An 18,421-nucleotide genomic window follows, 5' to 3' on the forward strand; every position below is an offset into this window, starting at 1 on the left:
ACGACGGGAGACGTCATGGCGCACCGCGGGCTCGTCGACACCGGGTTCCACGAGGGCGAGCTCCGCGTCCAGCAGCGGGCCGGGGTCGCGGACGACGCGGACCGTCTCGCCGGGATGCTGACGACGCCGCACCTCGGCGAGGGCATGAGCCGGTTCGTCGCCGAGCGCGAGCTCGCGTTCATCACCGCCGAGGACGATCACGGGCGCCTGTGGACCTCCCCGGTGTTCGGCCCGCGGGGGTTCGCGTCGGGGAACGGGCAGACGCTGACGCTCGCGAGCGCCGTGCCCGAGGGCGACCCCCTGGCGGGACTCCCCGCCGGGCGGCAGGTGGGCGTCCTCCTGATCGACTTCGCGCGGCGACGGAGGCTCCGGGTGAACGGGGTCCTGAGCTCGGTCCGCTCCGGGGCGCTGACGGTCGCCGTCGAGCAGGCGTACGGGAACTGCCCCCGCTACATCCACCCGCTCGACGACACCGCCCTGGCCGGCGCCCACCCGGCCGGACGTGGCGACGGGCTCCGGAGCGAGGACCTCGCGCAGATCGCCGCCGCCGACACGTTCATCCTCGGCACGAGGCATCCCGACCGCGGCGCCGACACATCCCACCGGGGCGGCGATCCCGGGTTCGTCCACCACGCGGACGGCCGCCTGTGGTGGCCCGACCACCCCGGCAACAACCTGTTCAACACGCTGGGGAACCTCGAGGTGGACCCGTCGGCGTCGCTGCTGTTCCTCGACCCCGGCCGCGGGGCGATCCTCCAGCTCTCCGGTACCGCCGTCGTCGAGTGGACCGACGACGAGGAGACCGGGCGGCGCGTGTGGTTCACGCCCGAGCGCGTCGCGAACTCCGCGGTGGGCGACGCATGATCGCCGCGGGGACCTCGCGTCAGCGGCTGAGTCTTCCGGCATCGGAGCTGCGCTGACAGGATCACCGGCGATGCCAGCGACACCGGATCCCGACCAGCTCCGCCAGCTCCTCCACGCGTTGTCCTCGGACGACCGCGATGACCGTCGACCCTGGGCGGATGCGCTGGGCGACTGGTGGCGTGGAGGTCAGCTCGATCCGCAGACCGCGAGCACCCTCGGCACGGTGGTGACCTGGTGCGCGATGGTCGACGACGACGCCGGCGGCATCAGGGCCCGGGTCCTCGACTCCCTCGCCGCGCTCGCCGAGGACGGGCGCCTGCCCGAGGCCGACCTCGACCGGCTCACGCGCGGCGTCGACGCCCAGTGGGTGCCCGACAACGAGCAGGCGGCGGTCAAGACGCTGCGCGGCGCCCTGGGCCGCTCGCCCGGCGGCCGGCGAGACCCCAAGGGCTACCTCTGGACGCTCGTCGACCACGTCCACGCCCTCACGTCCCCCGACCAGGCCCAGCGCGAAGCTGCCGTGGGCCCGGCTGCTGCCGAGCCCGGCATCGGTGCCGCGGACGCCCAGGCCCTCGCCGTGGTGTCCGGGTGGGCGAACGCCTGAGGACCTGACCAGCGACGACGCCGGTTCCCCGAACGCACTGCTACGGGGGCGCCGCTGTTCCGACTGCGACACGTGAGCCGGCGTCAGCTGATGTTGTGCAGGTCCTCCGCGGCCTGGCGCTCGGACCGGCCGGGCTGCAGCTCTCGCCACGCGGTGTCGGTCAACTTGCTCAGTTGAGCGCCCGCGTCGACCACCAGCGACCACCAGCCGCCTCCTGGCGAAGCGCAGCGAGCTTCGGACTCCTGCTCCCGGCCGAGCTCGTGGAGGTCCCTCATCACCTGTGCGGAGATCGGCATGCCCAGCCGTTCGTAGGAGTCAGCTCGCTGCCTCAGGGTCGGCGGCTGCGGCTGGGTCGGGTGCTGGAACGGCGCGCTCGACTGCTGCCACGGTGCGATCCACTGCTGCCACTGTGCGGCGCACTGCTGGGACAGCTCGGTCGCGCGCCGCACCAAGGTGGGCGGCTGCTGGGCCTTCCATGCCTCGTACGCCTTCCATGCCTCGTGCTCCTTGCGGCGCTTCTGTGCATAGATCCCGATGCACACCCCGATGATCAGCATTCCGGGGACCGCCGGCGGCGAGGCGATCGCGGAGACGAGCAGGATGCCGTAGATCACCCACACGGCGTTCGGCATCGGGCTTTCCCGACGCCGACGTGCGCGCTCCGCCCTCCGAGCTTCCTTGCGCTTCTGCTGCGCCTTCCCCTCGAGGTGGAGCAGCGCGCCTGCCGCCAGCCAACCGATCACGTGAACCCCCTCGGTGTCGACCAGCTATCGCAGAGATCCAGTCGCCGTTACGACACCGCCCGACTTCGGGGTCTTGCGGCGGGGGTCGCCTCGGTCGTGCCGCGCAGCGTTTCGGGCTGCACGACCTCCGGCACACGTGCGTGAACCTGCTCCCGGCGCTCGGCGCCCACCCGCCGGACGGTGACGAGCTGGGCGCGTGCGCCGTGAACTGCACCGGCTCGTTGCTACACGGCGCTGCTCCAGGGGCCCAAGACAAAGGGGCCGCAGCGTTGCTGCGACCCCTCTGTGCTGCCTCGACCGGCGCGCGCCCGAAGGGATTCGAACCCCTAACCTTCTGATCCGTAGTCAGATGCTCTATCCGTTGAGCTACGGGCGCATGTCTGTGGTTGTGAAGCCCCGACCCTGTCCGGACCGCGGCCGCGGAGGCTCCGGGATTTGAACCCGGGAGGGAGCCGAACTCCCAACCGCATTAGCAGTGCGGCGCCATAGACCAGACTAGGCGAAGCCTCCCGAGGTCCCCCTGGGGCCTCCGTCGGGAAACAGTACACACCGCCGTCCGCCCGCCCGGCCGCCACCCCCCGTCAGGCGTGACGTGTGCACGTCCCTGCATGCCTGCCCGGCGGCCTCGGGTAGCCCACAACCGAATCGATCCCGGAGGAAGGACTGCATGAAGGCGACGCTGATCTACGGAGCGGGCGACATCCGGGTGGAGGACGTGCCCGACCCGACGCTGCAGAGCTCCACCGACGCGATCGTGCGGATCACGCACTCGTGCATCTGCGGCAGCGACCTCTGGCCGTACAAGAGCCGCGAGCAGACCGAGCAAGGCGACCGGATCGGCCACGAGTTCATCGGGGTGGTCGAGGAGACCGGCTCGGACGTGAGCCGCATCCGGCGCGGCGACCTGGTGGTCGCGCCCTTCTACTACGGCGACGGCACCTGTGAGTACTGCCGCCAGGGGCTCACCAGCGCCTGCCCGAACGGCAACGCCTGGGGAGCCGAGACCGACGGCGGCCAGGGCGAGGCCGCCCGGGTGCCGTACGCGGACGCCGTGCTGATGAAGCTCACCGTGCCGCACGACTCGGAGCTCATGCCGAGCCTGCTCACGCTCTCCGACGTCTTCGGCACCGGGCACCACGCCGCGGTCTCGGCGAGAGTCGGCCCGGGCAAGGACGTCGCCGTGATCGGTGACGGTGCCGTGGGCCTGCTCGCGGTGCTCGCCGCCAAGCGCCTCGGCGCCGAGCGCATCGTGCTCATGGGTCGTCACCAGGACCGCACCGACCTCGGCCGCGAGTTCGGCGCCACCGACGTCGTGTCCGAGCGCGGCGAGGAGGGCGAGCAGCGGGTCCGTGACCTGCTCGGCAGCGACGGGGTGCACTCGGCGATCGAGGCCGTCGGCTACGAGCAGTCGCTGACGTCGGCGATCAATCTCACGAAGCCCGGCGGGCACGTCGGCATCGTGGGCGTGCCCCAGAGCGGCGAGCTGCCCAACCTGGCGCAGAAGTTCTTCAAGAACGTCACCGTCGCCGGCGGCATCGCCCCGACCCAGGCGAACATGTACGAGCTGCTGCCCGACGTGCTCGACGGGCAGATCGAGCCGGGCAAGGTGTTCAACCGGACGATCAAGCTCGACGAGACCCCGGACGGCTACCGCGCCATGAACGACCGCGAGGCCCTCAAGGTGCTCGTCCGGCCCTGAGGTGCGCTGCGCGCGCGTGAGCACTTCGGAGTGCTCTGGCACTCCGAAGTGCTCACATGCGCCGGAGGCGCACCTCAGGTCCGGCGCAGGAGGCGGAGCAGGGTCGGCGGGCGCCCGCCGTACCCCTCCGCCTCGAACGCCGCGACGGCGATGCGCGGCAGGTCGCGGACGGCGTCGAAGACGAGGAACCGCGGCAGCCACTCGGGGCCGAAGCGGGCGTTGAAGCGGTAGAGCGTGTCGATCTGCCACCAGCGCGAGGCGATGCGCAGCAACCGTGCCCACAGACGCGCGACCGGGCCGGCGCCGATCTTCTCGCCGCGCTCCAGCGCCGAGCGGAACACCGCGAAGTTCAGCGACACCCGATCCACGCCCAGGCCTCGGCAGGCCGCGAGCAGGTCGGCGATGAGCAGCTCGTTGAGACCGTTGTCGGGCACCGCGGGGTCGCGGATCATGAGGTCGAGCGAGAGCCCCTCGGTGCCCCAGGGCACGAACTGGAGCAGGCCCCGGGTCGCTCCCTCGGCGGTCGCGACGACCACCACGGCCTCGGGGTCGGCCTCGCGGTCGGCGACCCGCGAGAGCGCCATCGAGAACCCGCGCTCCGCCGGCCCGCCCCGCCACTGCGCCACGAGCTCCCGCAGGGCGGCGAGCTCCTCGTCGTCGATGTCGTGCAGCCGGCGCACCGTGGTCTCGTAGCCCGCGCGCCGGACCCGCGAGACGGCCTGCCGCACGGTGCGCATCGACCGGCCCTGCAGCGAGAACGTGGTCACGTCGACGACGGCCTCGTCCCCGAGCTCGAGGGCGTCGAGCCCACCCTCGCGCGCCCAGACCCGGGCGCCCGACTCGGAGCAGCCGAGCACGGCGGGCACCCAGCCGTAGCGGCGGCAGACGTCGAGGAACTCGGTGATCGCCCCCGGCCAGGCCTCGAGGTCGCCCAGCGGATCGCCCGACGCCAGCGCGACCCCGGCGACCACCCGGTAGCCGACGGCCGCCTTGCCCGTCGGCGAGAACACCACCGCCTTGTCGCGGCGCAGGGCGAAGTACCCGAGCGAGTCGGCCCGACCGTGGCGGGCGAGCAGCGCCCGGATGCCCTCCGCGTCCTCACCCGTCAGCGCCGGGCGCGGCTCAGCCGAGCGGAGCAGGAAGTAGCCCCCGAGCACGAGGGCCGCGATCCCGAAGGTCAGGCCGACGGCCGCCGTGAGGTCGTCGAACCACAGCGCCCTGAACTCCACCGGCCCGCTGACCCCGACCAGCGAGAGCCCGGCCTGGGCGAGCTTGTCCCCGACGTCCGGCCGGCCCGCGAGCAGCGACGGGCGCACGAACAGCAGCAGGGCGACCACCACGAACCCGCCCAGCAGCATCTGGACGACGACGCGCACGGCGGCCAGCCGCCCCACGGGGTCGGGCAGGGCCGTGAACTCGCGTCGGGTGAGCAGGAGCCCGACCAGCAGCACGAGGGTGATCACGGTCGGGATGACGGCGTGCCGCCCCACGACGTGGGAGACGATCAGCAGGACGCACGCCACCACGGCCAGCTGCCACGCGCGTCGTTTCCGGCGCCGCAGCCCCGTGGCCAGCATCATCAGCCCAACGCCGAGCGTCGCCACGACGGCCGTCCCGACCAGCGTCGCCTCGGGCGGGAGCCCGAACCACGTCGCGGGCTGCAGCCGCCGGCGCAGCAGGGGCGTCACCAGGGAGAGCACCGTGAGCAGCCCGGCGACGCGGGCCGCCCACACGACGACGCGCGCGACCCGCCGTCCACGCCAGCGGGCGAAGCGGCCCTCGACGGCGGCCGCGGTGGGGCGGTCCGTCGGCACCCCCGACGCCATGTGTCCTCCGGTCGGTGTGGGCCCCGGCCGGAGTCCACGACGGCGAGCTAGCGCAGATGCGCGTCCAACCAGTTCAGTACCCGGCTGCGGGCCTCCATCTTGGTCGCCTCCTCGGAGTTCCCCTCGTCCAGGGGATCCGGCTGCGCGGCGGCGTGCTCGTCGACGTCGAAGCGGTGCTCCCGCGACGGGTAGACGACGACGTCGACGACCCGGCCGGAGGAGTGCGCGGCCTCGCGGAGACGGTCGACCTCGGAGGGGTCGACGGGGTCGCCGCGCTCGCCGTAGAGCCCGAGCCACGGGCAGGTCAGCTCGCCCACGACGTCGACCAGAGCCGGGAGGCCCGCCGAGAGAGGTGTGGCGACACCGCCGGCCGAGACCGTGATGACCGCGCCGAGCGAGCGCTGCGCGGCGACCACGAGCGCGGCCGTGGCGCCGAGGTCGAAGCCGAGGACGGCCATGCGGTCGGAGGTGACCCCGCGGTCGGCGAGCATGCCGAAGGCAGCGTCGGAGTCGGCGAGCACCGACTCGCCCGAGACGACCGCGGCCGCGCGGTCGACCACCTCGTCCTCGCCGGTCTGCTCGTCGATGCCCGGGTCGTCGCGGTGGTAGAGGTGCGGGGCGATCGCGAGCCAGCCCTCGCCCGCGAGGGCCTCGACGATGGCCTGGGTGCGCGAGGTGACCCCCCGCGACTCGTGGAGGACCACCACACCGCCGCGGACCGCGTTCTCCGGTTCGCCGATCGTCACCCGCAGCTGGGTCTCGTCGACCAGCGGGATGGTCTCGGTGTGCGTCCCCGTCATGGTCCTCAGCCTTCCACGTCGCCGGTCGGCCGTCCTGCGGGCCCGGGCGATCCCGGGCAGGGACCGGGCCGGGGTTTCCGGTGCGTTTACCGTGGTGACCGTGCCCGTCCGACTGCGTGACGACCTCGCCGCCCTCCCCACCTACGTCGCCGGTCGCACGGTGCCGGGCGCGGTGAAGCTGGCGAGCAACGAGATGCCGCTGCCGCCCCTGCCCGCCGTCCTCACCGCGGTCGCGCGGGCCGCGGAGGTCGGCAACCGCTACCCCGACATCGCGGTCACCACCCTGACCGCCCGGCTCGCCGAGCACCACGGCGTCGCCCCGGCGCGGATCGCGGTCGGGTGCGGGTCGGTGGCGCTGTGCGGGCAGCTCGTGCAGGCGGTGTGCGCCCCCGGCGACGAGGTCGTCTACTCCTGGCGCTCGTTCGAGGCCTACCCGATCGTCACGCTCACCGGCCACGCGACGGCCGTCCCCGTGCCGCTCACGCCCGAGCACGTCCACGACCTCGACGCCATGGCCGCGGCGATCACCCCGCGCACGAAGATGGTGATCGTCTGCAACCCGAACAACCCGACGGGGACGGCGGTCGGCGAGGACGCGCTGCGGGCGTTCATCGCCCGCGTCCCCGACGACGTCCTCGTGGTGCTCGACGAGGCCTACCGCGAGTTCGTCACCGATCCCGACGTCCCGGACGGCCTCGGGCTCGCCGCCGAGTTCGACAACGTCTGCGTGCTGCGGACCTTCTCGAAGGCCCACCGGCTCGCGGGCCTGCGCGTGGGCTACGCCGTCGGGCCCGCGGAGCTGGCCGCCGCGCTGCGCGGGGTCTCGGTGCCGTTCTCCGTGTCGGCGCCGGCCCAGGCCGCGGCGCTGGCCGCGCTCGACCACCTCGACGAGCTGCTCGCCGACTGCGCGGGGGCGGTCACCGAGGTCGGCCGGATGACCTCGGCGCTGCGCACGCTCGGGTACGAGGTGCCGCCGTCGCAGGCCAACTTCGTCTGGCTGCCGCTCGGCACGCGCGCGGTCGAGTTCGCCGAGCACGCGCTGGAGAACAAGGTCGTCGTGCGGGCCTTCGACGGCTCCGGGGTGCGGGTGAGCGCCGGCACGCCCGAGGAGGTCGACCTGTTCCTCGCGGCGGCGGGCTCCTTCGGGCGCTGAGGGCGTTCGGGCGGTGTCGTCCGCTGCGACGGGCGGCGGACCAGCCAGCGGTGCGCGGGGCGCTCGACGACCACCGTCAGCACCCAGCCGAGCAGCACCGCCACCGCCGCGACGAGCCCGAGGCGCCACCAGGGGTGGTGGCCGACGGTCGCCTCGAACGCCCAGGCGACGAAGTAGCCGATCTGCTGGTTCATCAGGTAGATGCCGTAGGAGATCCCGGCGAGCCAGCTGATCACCCGCGGGAGCGGGCCGACGCGCAGCACGCCCCAGTCCTGGCCGGCCGCGGCGGCGGCGATCCCGACGACGGCCACGGCGAGCACCAGCACCGACGGCAGGTCCGGGGTGTGGAGGTCCTCGGCGACGAGGCCGGCGAGCACCAGCGCGAGCAGGTGCACGGCGTGGACCCGTCCGCGCGACCACAGCCACACCGCGAGGCCGATCCCGAAGCACTGCCACCGGAACATGACCAGGCCGTAGAACACCTCGCCCAGCGGACCGTCGGGCGCCCCGACCTCCATCATCACGACGGGCACGACGATCACGCCCCACGCCGTGAGCGGCAGCGTCCAGCGCCGGCGCCAGAAGTCCCGCCCCACCGCGGCGGCGGCCGCCGCGGCGAGGGTGAACATCCCCAGCTGGGCGGGCAGCGTCCAGTACGAGTGGTCGAGGTAGACGACGGCCGGATCCCAGGTCTGCAGCAGCAGGAGGTTGCCGATGAGGTCGCGTCCGGAGGGCGTCCAGTAGCCGAACTGCGCGGCCCCGAGGGTGGCCAGATAGGTGACGGCGACGGCGACGACGTACGCGGGGAGCAGGCGGGCCAGACGATCGACCCACCACCGACCCGGCGGACGGGTCGACAGCGTGCGGCACACGAAGTACGCCGACAGCACCATCAGGGTGTTGGCCCCGGCCTCGATGAACCACTGGAAGGGCATGTGCGGCAGCCAGGGCATCACGCCGATGACCGAGTAGGTGGCGTGCTGGACGACCACGCTGGCGACCGCGACGACGCGTACGACGTCCCAGCTCAACTGCCGGGTTCCGCTCACAGCGCGCGGACGCTAGGAACGCTTTCTGAGAGGACGCTGAGATGACACCACGGCGGACCTAAGCGCTTCGGCCGTCCAGCTCACACGCCGGTACTCGCCGCGTGATCTCGCGCACCGGGCCCTCCCGGCGCGCTCCGAGGAGCCGGACCACACCGAGACAACACTGGATCCACAGCCCCGCCTGGATCTCGCGTCCCACGCCGAGACGACGGTAGACGATCTCCGCGGCACGGTCGCCGGCCCGGGACCACACCTCGATCGTGAAGTCCACGGTCCCCGGTCCGGCGTCGGTCGCGCGGAACTCGATCACACCGGCCTCGAGGTGGCCGTCGAGGGTGCCGAAGCGGAACGACGTGTCGGTGCGCGCGAGCACCCGCACCGGCCCGTCCCACGGCGCGGGCATGTACACGCGGTACTCGTCACCGACGAGCATGCGGCCCGGCTCACCACGCTGGCGCGCGAACGTCACGACGTGCGGCGGCGCGGCACGGTCGAGGTCGTGGGAGAGCACCGCGACCACGTCCCGGGCGAGGCCCGCGGCACCGACCGCCCGGACGCCGAAGCGCCGGTGGAACAACGGCCCGAAGCCGTCGGCGACCGTCTTGGTCCGCCCGTCGACGAGGGCGACCGGCCACGGGGCCGGCAGGTCGGTGCCGTCGCCCGGCTCGTGGCGCCGCCCGGTGGCCGGCAGCGTCCGCAGGTGCCGGCCGAGCATGACCAGTGCGCCCCAGCCGCGGCGGAGGCGTCCGAGCGGCGGGCGGAACGAGATCAGGCGGCGGGGCGACACGGTGCAGCGGGTAGCCGCCCGACGGTGACACCATGCGCCGGTCCGTCCGGCGCTCGACGACTCCCAGGGGGAAGCACCGCGTGAGGATCACGGCCCACCCCGACCCCGCGGGCGCCCTCCGCGAGATCGCCGGCTACCGGCTCAACTACGACCCCGCCGACACCGAGGGCCGGGGCTGGCACCACGACCGGGTGCGCCACCCGCTCGGCGACGAGGAGCCCGGCGAGCCCGTGCCGGGCGGGCCGTTCGAGATCGCCCGCGGTCTCGTGCACGACTACGAGTTCGCCGAGCCAGCGATCATGCGCGCCTACTTCCACCGCGACGCCCCGCTGGTCGGGCGGGACATGCTCCTCGAGGGCCGCTTCGCGGTCCTGCGTTTCCCGATGGGCGTGCGCGTCGACGCCGAGGTCGACGAGGTGCGCGACCGCGCCGACGGCACCCGCGAGCGGTCGTGGGGCTGGAGCTACCGCACCCTCGAGCACCACCTCGAGCGCGGCCGTCTCCTCTACGAGGTGGTCAAGAACCTGGACACCGGCCGCGTCGAGTTCGTCATCACGGGCGTCTCGAGCCGGGCGGCGATCCCCAACCCGGTCATCGCGCTGGGCTTCGGGGTCTTCGGTCGCTGGACGCAGACCCGGTTCTACCGCGCGGCGGGCCGCCGGCTCGCCCGCGTCGTCGCCGACGTCGTGGCGGGCGCCGACCCTCCCGTCCCCCGCGGCATCGGCCCGGAGGATCTCGTGGTCGCCCCCACGGGCTGACCGGATTGCCCCGCCCTGGGGCGTCGGCCAGGCTGACCCCCGCCGATCTCGACGAGTCTGGGGGAGCCATGAGCGAGACGAGCTCGCCGGTCGCGCGCCGGCCGTGGCACCGGCTGATGGGCGCCCGGGACCCGGAGCAGCAGCACCGCGCCGCGACGCCGCTCGAGCTGCTGTTCGACCTGGCCTTCGTCGTCGCCATCGCCCGCGCCGCGGCCGAGATGCACCACACGATCGCCGAGAACCACGCGGCCCAGGGCATCCTGACCTACCTCGTGGTCTTCTTCGCCATCTGGTGGGCGTGGATGAACTTCACGTGGTTCGCCTCGGCGTACGACTGCGACGACGTGCTCTACCGGATCCTGACCATCGTGCAGATGGCGGGCGTGCTGGTGCTCGCCGTCGGCATCCCGGCGGTGTTCCGGAGCTTCGACATCACGATCGTCGTGGCCGGCTACGTGATCATGCGGGTGCCGCTGATCGTCCAGTGGCTGCGTGCGGCGCGGGAGGACCCCGAGCGGGCGTCCACCTGCCGCACGTACGCGCTCGGGCTCACCGTCCTCCAGGTGCTCTGGATCGGCCTCGTCTTCGTACCGATGCCGTGGGCCGCGATCGGCCTGGTCGTGCTGATCGCCGGCGAGCTCGCGGTCCCCGCGTACGCCGAGTTCCGCGGCGGACGCCCCACGACGTGGCACCGCGAGCACATCGCCGAGCGCTACGGCCTGCTGACGCTCATCGTGCTCGGCGAGGTGATCCTCGGCGTGACGAACGCGATCGCCGGGGCGTTCGAGGAGGGCTTCTCCCTCTCCCTGCTCGCGCTCGCGATCGGCGGCCTGCTGCTGGTCTTCGGCCTCTGGTGGACGTACTTCCTCGGCGGCGACGACGCCGGGCTGGGCAACCTGCGGATCGCGTTGACCTGGGGCTACGGCCACTACTTCGTCTTCGGGGCGATCGCCGCGCTCGGGGCCGGCCTCGAGGTCGCCGTCGACGCCGAGGAGCACATCGCCCACATCGGCGCCGCCAGCGCGGCGTTCTCGGTGGCGGTCCCGGTCGCGATCGTGCTCGTCACGCTCGCCTCGCTGCGGACGCTGGTGTGGGCGCGCCAGACGCGCAACCCGGTGCTGATCGGCCTGCTCGTGGTGCTGCTGCTGGCCTGCGCGGCGCTGGCCGGGGTCGTCGGGGTGGGGCTCGCGGTCCTGCTCATGGGCCTCGTCCTCGGCGCCGGCGTCACGACGTTCCTCGCGATCGCGGCCCGGCGGACCGAACGGGCGGGCGCCGACACCGGATAACGGTGGTACGCAACCCGCCGCAGCGGGCACCCTCGTCTCACCCGCGAGAGCGCCGAGGTGACGCAATGGCCGCTGACGAGGACGACACGCGCGAACCCGAGCCGGACCCCCAGCTGGCGGGTGCCGTCGACGACGCGATGAAGCGGGAGGTGTGGCGTGCCCTGGCGCCGCAGTTCCAGCACCTGGCGTTCGAGAGCAGGCGGGTCCAGCCGCCGCGCGACCGCAACGAGATCGACGAGATCCTCGACAAGATCCGGGACGAGACGCCGGACGACGAGCGTCCCGACTGACAGACTGCGGGCATGCGGGACCTCGCCCCCGACATCACGCGGCAGCGGCTGCTCGTCGAGGGCTTCTACACGACGCCGGTCGATGCCGACGACGTGCGGCGCTTCCTGCTCGACCTGCCCGCGGCGCTGGACCTGCGCAGCTACGGCGAGGTGACGGTCCACGCCCCGGGCGGGCAGGGCAAGGACGACAACGCGGGCTTCGACGCCTTCGTGCCGCTCATCGACTCGGGCATCTCGCTCTACGTCTGGACCGCGCGCCGCTTCCTCGCGCTCGTGGTGTTCACCTGCACGAGCTTCGACGCCGAGGTCGCGGTGTCGTTCACGCGCGACCGGTGGGGCATGACCGACGTCGAGCACCGGGCGTTCTAGGGAAACCTGCGGTCAGTGGATGTCGTCGAGCAGCTCGGCGGGGTCTCGCCCGCTCATCATCGAGCCGGCCCAGGTGCTGAAGAACATCGCCTGGGTCTCCGACTGCCCGAAGGCGTGCGCCTCGGTCGCATAGAAGTTGATCGACGCGACCGCGCGGTGCTCGGTCTGCAGGCCGTTGCGGAGGGCGCTCCACGGCACCGCGATCGACAGCGACGAGCGCACACCGGAGGCCTCGACCGCGTGGCACAGACGCGGCCACGACCGCGCGTCATCACGGCCGGCGAGGTCGTCGGCGAGCACGTAGGTGACCGCGTCCAGCTCCACGGCGTCGATGCAGGGTCCTTCGCGGAGCTCGTACTGCAGGGCGTCGACGGATCGCGAGACGCCGGTGCAGCAGACCGTCCGGTACGGGTCGGGATCGCCTTCGAGCTGATCGACGGTCGTGACGCTGATGGAGGCACAGCCGCCGTAGACGAGCTCGGCGGTGTCGAGGATGAGCTGGAGCGCGTCCGCGTGCCCCAGTGGAGCGCCCGTGGACGCCACACCGTAGGCGGCGAGCCAGCCCGTGAAGAGGCGGCTCCGCTGCTCTCGTATCTGCGCTCGAGCAACGCCTGCATCGCGCTTCAGGGCTGCGTTGTCCGTCCGGACACGGGCCATCAGCGTGCGCGAGGTCGTCACGCGGTCCTGGAGCCGGGCGCGCAGGGAACGCAGCTCGGCTGCTCTTCCGGTCCCCGACACCGCTGTAGCGTAGGGGCTCCGTCACCCGTGGCGACAGGGGCGAGACAAGCTGCGTGAATCGGCGGAAGCGGGGGGATTCGAACCCCCGGTCACTTGCGTGACGTCCGCTTTCAAGCTGTAGGACCAGCGGTTCAGCAGAGGTCGGCCAGCACCCCAACCTCGACGGGCGCCCAGCTCGCGACGTGGGCGAACCTCGGCGCACCAGGGCGACTGAGACCAGGTTTGAGACCAGGCACCGACACACGTTCCCGTGGAGCATCCGCTCCACCCCCACGGCCAGGACCTCCACCTCGGGTCGCTGAGCGGTGACGCAAGTCTGTGACCCACGGCACGCCGCCCCTGGCCTCGTGCCACTGTCTGTCAGGTTCAGGCTGTACCGTCGTCTCATGACCGAACCGCAGCGACGCCCATTTGGCGAGCTGCGTTTGCGCGGCGGGCGGTACGAGGCCCCTGGGTTCCCCGTAGAGGTCCTTTCAGAGTTGTCTCGCTACGAACAGCTAATTCAAGATGTGGCCCGCGGGTTGTGGAAGGACCGAAACCCGCGTCGCCAGCGAATCCCGAAGGGCTTCAGCGACAGATTGAGCCTCCGTCTAACCTCGATTGAAGACGGAAGCACGATTCCCGTGCTCGAAAGAGACGTGACCGAAGACCTATTCGGATTGGGCGTTGGCGATATCTTCGAAGAAGCTGGATCGCTAATTGTCCAAGCTGTAGGCGCACTTCAGAACGATGACGAGCTGCCGGAGCTACTTCCAACTTCCGCTTACTCCGCCTTCTTGCAGCTAGGCAAGAGCCTTCGGGACGACGAAAGAATAGAAGTCGGCTGGCAAGGATTAGAGACTAGAACCTACAGTCGCGAGAGTCGCCATCGACTACTAGAGCGATGGTCTATCGATCGCTTCTGGGCTGACGGCACGGTCGTCGGCCGAGTTATTGGCGTAAACGCCGAGAATCGGACGTTTACCTTTTCGACTCTTCGGAACGAACAGCTTACCGGGTACTACTCCGACCCAAGCATTCTGGAAGACCTGACCGACGTAATCCAGACCAAGGTGCTAGCGCCGGCAGTTCGATTAGACGGTGAGCTCGAATGGACCGCGACGAGTGGCGATCCTGTGGCGATTGCCAACGTTCGCTCGCTAGAGCTTTTCGCATCGGATAATGAGCCGTGGGCTGACCGCCTCCTGTCACTGCTGGCAGCTGAGGCCGGCTGGTTGGACGGCAAGGGTGAACGGATCGAGCTCGCGGCAATTGAAGCGGCGCGGTCAATCATGCAGCTAGCCAATGTGACGGACTCCACGCGGCCGGGAATTTTCCCGATGGCCGACGGAGGAGTCCAGCTCGAATGGCAAGCTCAACGCAGGTCTATTTCAATCGAAGTTCGACCAACAGTGACGTTCGAGTGCTACTTCCTCGACCTCGACTCGAAAGAAGATCGAGAGCTGTTGACGCCCGACATTCGAGCCGCTGCAGCGTTCGTCGAGGCGTCGTTGGGAGGATCGTGACAAGCGGCCCCAGCCCCGAATGGAACGATCTCCTGGAGGGAGAGGAGCTCTGCACCGAGCCCAACGAGCTCCTATGGCGCCAAGTAAGCCCGTCCTTCTTCATCGACGGGGAGCAAGTAACGTCTCAGGCTTTCCGACCTGGCAGCGAAGACGCTGGCCAGCTTTCTACTAGTCGGGAGTCGAAACAGACCGCTGAGGGTGCGTTCCACTTTCATACTCGGGTCCGTCGGCTGCAATCTGTCGGCACGTGGGCTGTCACTGTCGCGGAGGTTGAGGCGGCGGGTTCGCGAGCGGTTGATGACGAGGCAGCACCGACAGGCCCTCCGCCTCCGTGCCCACCTGGTCATACCTATCTCGACTTCCGGCCGTATGGTGGTAATCGTCAGAAGAAGATCGGCGCCCTATTGCTCGACAGTGCGGTTCAACGCGGGCGAGTGCACCCCTGAGCGTCTGCCGTTATGCCTCTATCGCGGCTAGGTGAAGCCAAGGCGGCAGCGCCAGCCCCCGGCCCGCCGAAGCGGAGCGGGAGGCCAGGGCCGGAGGGCGGCGCGCGGCGCCGGAGGCGCCGCCTTGACTGATGAGAGGTCAATTCGGCAGCGCGGTCACAGGGCCTCGCGGTAGGCGGTGACGTCGACGCCGATGCGCTCCTGGCAGTCGACGGCGTGTGCGAGGTCGGCGTGTACCTGCTCGACGGTCGCTCCGGTGGCCTCGGCGATCTGCTCCCACGTGGCGCCTGCGCGTCGGGCTGCGTAGACGGTCTGCCATCGCCAGGCGGTGAGCAGCTCGACGAGCTCGGAGGCGGCCCGCAGGGCGTCGAGCGGGTCCACTTGGGGCGTGACGGCGATGGCCCCGTGTAACCGGTCGCGGGCGTTGTCGGTCGTGACGTTGTTCAGAGCGCGGGTCAGGGTGTCGCGGGCGGACCAGTTCTCCCAGGTGGTGAGCAGCTCTCGCAGCATGATCGGCCTCCAAGCTCAGAGCCCGCAGGGCTGTCGGCCCCGGTCGGGGTGGCGGGGCGCTGCCCCCGCCACGCTTGGAGCGCAGGGACACGGGCGTGGAGGCTCGCGGTCAGGAGCGGACGGAGTCCGTCGCGTAGCGATGCGCAGCACTCTTGATCGGGAGTCAGCCCGTGTGACGCTCCGGGGTCGACAGGCCGCCCGACGAAGTCGGGTCCACCGTCCCTGTCATGGCCAGCGCGGCCTTGAGCGCAGACCTGACCCGGCCAGCGCGTCAGGGCCGCCGGCGTTGGTCCTGACGCTCCTCGAAGCGGGATCGCCAGGCGCGACAGCGCTGGAGGTAGGCGCCCAGACCGTCCGGGTCCAGGCTGGCTGTGGTCCAGGTGCTGGGCAGCGACTCCTCCGGCCAGACATACGCCAGTGCCGTTCGCCCGTGGCGCACGATGAGTGGGGCCACAACGTAGGTCGGGTTCTCGAACGCGTCGAGCACGGACCATTCGGCGTCGCTGAGGTCGGTGTAGACCCGGCCCGGAGCTTCGGCCGATTCGTCGGCGACGAGCCCGGGGTAGGGGAGTTCGGGGAGTCGTGCGGCGCGCCATCCCGCAGCGCTCGTCTCGACGTGGTCCGGAACGCGGTCGATGAGAGCGCGGACGACGTCGTCGAGGGCGAGGGTGCCGTAGACGAACAGCTCAGGCGTTCCCGCCGATCCGTGGTCCGGCCGGCCATCGCTGTTCGAGCTCGCCCGGGCCAAGCGGTCGCTGATAGCCGTCACGCAGCACCTCCGCGAGCAGGCTACCGCCGGCTTCGTGGAGGTTCATGAACCAATCGATCCCTGCGGGGTAGGCCCACAGGTAGGTCCGGAGCTGCGGATCGAGTGTCCGGTCCCGTAGGAGGGCGGCGACGTCGCCGCCGGTCCAGAACGGCACCCGTGACCGTGCCTCGTGCCAGCACTCGCGGGCGCTTCCACCGGCGTTGATGCCGCGGTGAAGGTCGGCGCTGACGAGCTGGGTGTAGTGGTCCAGCCGGGTCCGCGCGATCACGGCCGGGTCGCTCGGCGCTGCCGCCAGGGGGAGGACTTGGGCGAGTCCTTCGAACAAGACTTGATGCGGGGCATGGACGGCGAGGAGGCGCGGCCAGTCCACGTCGCCGGTCTCGGCGACCCCGGCGAGGTTGGAGTACTGCAGGGCGTGGCCGAGGACTTCGTGGAGCGCGAAGCGGTAGGCGTCGAGCTGGGTGAACGCGGCGCGGCGGGTGTTGATCCGCAGGCGGGCGTCGTGGCCGGCGCCGTCGAGCCAGTAAGACCAGTAGGCATCGAGGTCGACACTCTCGACGGTCAAGGTGAACTTGGCGGTGGCGCCGGTGAGGTCACGGATCGTGGCTTCGTGCTTGTCGGCGTAGCCGCGGATGACGTCGCCGGCTGCGTCGGCGGGGACGTCCTCGCTGAGCGCGGTGAGGTCGTTGCGGGTGGTCGGTCCCCACGGGACCTCCAGGTCGGCGAGGGCTTCGCGGGCGAGGTCGCCGCGGTGCTCGACGTACTCCCGGGTCCAGCCGCGGGGCTCGCAGCCCTGAGTGGCGGTGACGTATGTGCTCAGGTCGGGGTGCTCACCGAGCAGGCACCGCAGGTAGGCGCGGTGCGCCTCGAGGGCGTCGGCGACCGGCCCCGGTGAGACGTCGGTGCGGAGTTCCTCGAGCTGGTCGAGGACAGCGAAGCGATCCGAGGCCGGCGCCACAGGCTCAGCGGGTGGGGCGCAGTCGTAGTCGACGATCGCGCCGCCGCCGGTGCGGGCTTCGTGGGCGTCCCATGCGCGGACGATGTGTTCGAGGGCGTCACGCGTCGCCACGGGCGACCTCCCATCGGACGGTGACTGCCTCGCCGGGCTGGAGGTAGTCCCGGGTGACGGTCATGAAGGCGCTGCCGTCCTCGTCGTCGCAGACCAGGTCGTCGATCGCGGAGACCTGAGAACCGTCGACCTTGTCCTCCACCGCGCTGCACCCGACGAGCATGTCCACCCCGTGATGGCGAATGTTGAGCGTGAAGTGCCGCGAATGGCGCGGGCTGGCCTGGCGCCAGAAGTGGTCGTGGGTGAACCGCCCGCCGCGCACCGAGTAAGCGAGCGTCCCGATCTCGCCGGGTTCGATGGCCGGCGAGCACACGAGCGCGAACTTGCTCATGTTCGCGGTGTCGTGAATCCGCTGGATCGACATCTTGCGGTCGGCGCTGGGGTCAGGCTCGATGCGTAGCGGCCCGTCGGTGGTCTCGAACCACTGCTCGCGGTGCATCCGCTTGATCGGGTTTGCGGTGAGGTTGAGCAGCTCGAACCGGTAGGTGATCGTCGACCAGCCCTCGGCGTCGATGTCGACGGTGCACTCCAGCTCCAGGTCGACCGGCATCCCGGCGAGCTGGGCCAGCTGGGATACCTCGTCGTCCGAGAGGCGCAGGCGCCGCCCCAGCAGGCGCAGCGATCGCGCCAAGGACGTGGGCGATCCCTCGGGGTCCTTGTGGTCGCTGACCGGTCGCGGGAAGCCGACGTTCGGGGTCGGTCGCTGGGTCGGGACCGGTGCTGACCAGCCGGTCGTCTCCGAAGAGGCGTCGAGGCTGCGTTCCACGACCTCGGACAGACGCACGGCCTCGCCGTCCTCGTCGCCCTGGGCAGCCGGCTCGAACATGGCGGCCGCGGGGACGCCCGGGAACATCACTTCCAGGACCTGGCAGTGATGCGGATAGGGCATGCCCTTGAGGTCGCCGGCCTGCCAGCGGTGGAGCTGGGCGCGGCTCGGGCCGCTTCCGACGAGCTTGTCGTCGATGGTCTTCGCGGCGCGGTCGTACTCGCGGTTGAAGCTGCTGTAGCTCTGCCAGTGTCGCGAGCGGAGCAGGTCTTTCAACATCACCGGCTGCCCCATGCCGCCTCCTGCTCTCGCTGCCGAAGATCTCACCGTAGGCGGAGACGAGACACAGACGCAACAACATTGGACCGAGAAGTTCGGGACGCGACAGCC

At 71.2% G+C, this 18,421-nt stretch carries 18 protein-coding genes, 2 tRNA genes and 1 pseudogene; 9 read left to right on the forward strand and 12 right to left on the reverse strand.

Annotated features, from left to right (window positions below; translation table 11 throughout):
* Window positions 1–15: 15 nt before the first annotated feature.
* Window positions 16–864: a pyridoxamine 5'-phosphate oxidase family protein gene (locus tag ACR9E3_RS22750; RefSeq protein WP_460382851.1), complete on the forward strand. Its 849-nt coding sequence runs from the start codon at window positions 16–18 to the stop codon at window positions 862–864.
* Between the two features lie 70 nt (window positions 865–934).
* The gene (locus tag ACR9E3_RS22755) at window positions 935–1,468 is read left to right on the forward strand and encodes a hypothetical protein (protein WP_460382852.1); all 534 of its coding nucleotides are present in this window, start codon (window positions 935–937) and stop codon (window positions 1,466–1,468) included.
* 83 nt (window positions 1,469–1,551) lie between these two features.
* Here ACR9E3_RS22755 and ACR9E3_RS22760 read toward each other — a convergent pair whose 3' ends face one another.
* The 3 genes from ACR9E3_RS22760 to ACR9E3_RS22770 form a co-directional block, all read right to left on the reverse strand.
* On the reverse strand, window positions 1,552–2,211 hold the full coding sequence (locus ACR9E3_RS22760; RefSeq protein ID WP_460382853.1) for a hypothetical protein: 660 nt from the start codon (window positions 2,209–2,211) through the stop codon (window positions 1,552–1,554).
* A 303-nt stretch (window positions 2,212–2,514) separates the two neighbouring features.
* Window positions 2,515–2,587 (reverse strand) — tRNA-Arg (locus ACR9E3_RS22765).
* Between the two features lie 44 nt (window positions 2,588–2,631).
* Window positions 2,632–2,721 (reverse strand) — tRNA-Ser (locus tag ACR9E3_RS22770).
* 157 nt (window positions 2,722–2,878) lie between these two features.
* Between ACR9E3_RS22770 and ACR9E3_RS22775 the strand changes: the two genes are divergently transcribed.
* On the forward strand, window positions 2,879–3,910 hold the full coding sequence (locus tag ACR9E3_RS22775; protein ID WP_460382854.1) for a zinc-dependent alcohol dehydrogenase family protein: 1,032 nt from the start codon (window positions 2,879–2,881) through the stop codon (window positions 3,908–3,910).
* Between the two features lie 74 nt (window positions 3,911–3,984).
* Here ACR9E3_RS22775 and ACR9E3_RS22780 read toward each other — a convergent pair whose 3' ends face one another.
* A complete protein-coding gene (locus ACR9E3_RS22780) occupies window positions 3,985–5,736 on the reverse strand; it encodes a phosphatidylglycerol lysyltransferase domain-containing protein (RefSeq protein WP_460382855.1) in 1,752 nt (583 codons plus the stop codon).
* A gap of 47 nt (window positions 5,737–5,783) precedes the next feature.
* Entirely contained in the window at window positions 5,784–6,536 is a 753-nt protein-coding gene (locus tag ACR9E3_RS22785) for a dienelactone hydrolase family protein (protein WP_460382856.1), read from the reverse strand.
* 100 nt (window positions 6,537–6,636) lie between these two features.
* On the opposite strand from ACR9E3_RS22785, the gene hisC reads away from it, so the two are divergent.
* Entirely contained in the window at window positions 6,637–7,689 is a 1,053-nt protein-coding gene (gene hisC, locus ACR9E3_RS22790) for a histidinol-phosphate transaminase (RefSeq protein WP_460382857.1), read from the forward strand.
* 86 nt (window positions 7,690–7,775) lie between these two features.
* On the opposite strand, the pseudogene ACR9E3_RS22795 reads toward hisC, so the two are convergent.
* Window positions 7,776–8,738: pseudogene (locus ACR9E3_RS22795) on the reverse strand (acyltransferase family protein); the annotation flags it as partial.
* A 58-nt stretch (window positions 8,739–8,796) separates the two neighbouring features.
* Window positions 8,797–9,525, reverse strand: a complete 729-nt coding sequence (locus tag ACR9E3_RS22800) for a DUF1990 family protein (RefSeq protein WP_460382858.1) — start codon at window positions 9,523–9,525, stop codon at window positions 8,797–8,799.
* An 80-nt stretch (window positions 9,526–9,605) separates the two neighbouring features.
* Here ACR9E3_RS22800 and ACR9E3_RS22805 point away from each other — a divergent pair, with 80 nt between their 5' ends.
* From ACR9E3_RS22805 to ACR9E3_RS22820, 4 genes are all read left to right on the forward strand, one after another.
* Window positions 9,606–10,283 (forward strand): DUF1990 family protein, encoded by a 678-nt coding sequence (locus ACR9E3_RS22805; protein WP_460382859.1) that lies wholly within the window; start codon window positions 9,606–9,608, stop codon window positions 10,281–10,283.
* Window positions 10,284–10,351: 68 nt separating this feature from the next.
* A complete protein-coding gene (locus ACR9E3_RS22810) occupies window positions 10,352–11,569 on the forward strand; it encodes a low temperature requirement protein A (protein ID WP_460382861.1) in 1,218 nt (405 codons plus the stop codon).
* A gap of 65 nt (window positions 11,570–11,634) precedes the next feature.
* Window positions 11,635–11,859 (forward strand): hypothetical protein, encoded by a 225-nt coding sequence (locus ACR9E3_RS22815; RefSeq protein WP_460382862.1) that lies wholly within the window; start codon window positions 11,635–11,637, stop codon window positions 11,857–11,859.
* Window positions 11,860–11,871: 12 nt separating this feature from the next.
* A complete protein-coding gene (locus tag ACR9E3_RS22820) occupies window positions 11,872–12,228 on the forward strand; it encodes an S-adenosylmethionine decarboxylase (protein WP_460382863.1) in 357 nt (118 codons plus the stop codon).
* A gap of 12 nt (window positions 12,229–12,240) precedes the next feature.
* Here ACR9E3_RS22820 and ACR9E3_RS22825 read toward each other — a convergent pair whose 3' ends face one another.
* On the reverse strand, window positions 12,241–12,966 hold the full coding sequence (locus tag ACR9E3_RS22825; RefSeq protein ID WP_460382864.1) for a hypothetical protein: 726 nt from the start codon (window positions 12,964–12,966) through the stop codon (window positions 12,241–12,243).
* A gap of 386 nt (window positions 12,967–13,352) precedes the next feature.
* Between ACR9E3_RS22825 and ACR9E3_RS22830 the strand changes: the two genes are divergently transcribed.
* Entirely contained in the window at window positions 13,353–14,471 is a 1,119-nt protein-coding gene (locus ACR9E3_RS22830; RefSeq protein ID WP_460382865.1) for a hypothetical protein, read from the forward strand.
* 602 nt (window positions 14,472–15,073) lie between these two features.
* Here the strand turns inward: ACR9E3_RS22830 and ACR9E3_RS22835 are convergent.
* The 4 genes from ACR9E3_RS22835 to ACR9E3_RS22850 all read right to left on the reverse strand — a co-directional run bounded on the left by ACR9E3_RS22835 (window position 15,074) and on the right by ACR9E3_RS22850 (window position 18,325).
* A complete protein-coding gene (locus tag ACR9E3_RS22835) occupies window positions 15,074–15,427 on the reverse strand; it encodes a hypothetical protein (protein WP_460382866.1) in 354 nt (117 codons plus the stop codon).
* 271 nt (window positions 15,428–15,698) lie between these two features.
* Entirely contained in the window at window positions 15,699–16,196 is a 498-nt protein-coding gene (locus ACR9E3_RS22840) for a gamma-glutamylcyclotransferase family protein (protein WP_460382867.1), read from the reverse strand.
* Entirely contained in the window at window positions 16,114–17,265 is a 1,152-nt protein-coding gene (locus ACR9E3_RS22845) for a hypothetical protein (RefSeq protein WP_460382868.1), read from the reverse strand. Before ACR9E3_RS22845 ends, ACR9E3_RS22840 begins: the two co-directional genes overlap by 83 nt.
* The gene (locus tag ACR9E3_RS22850) at window positions 17,252–18,325 is read right to left on the reverse strand and encodes a hypothetical protein (protein ID WP_460382869.1); all 1,074 of its coding nucleotides are present in this window, start codon (window positions 18,323–18,325) and stop codon (window positions 17,252–17,254) included. The genes ACR9E3_RS22845 and ACR9E3_RS22850 overlap by 14 nt, the downstream gene beginning before the upstream one ends.
* Between the last annotated feature and the right edge of the window lie 96 nt (window positions 18,326–18,421).

This window comes from Actinomycetospora sp. C-140 (assembly GCF_054796175.1).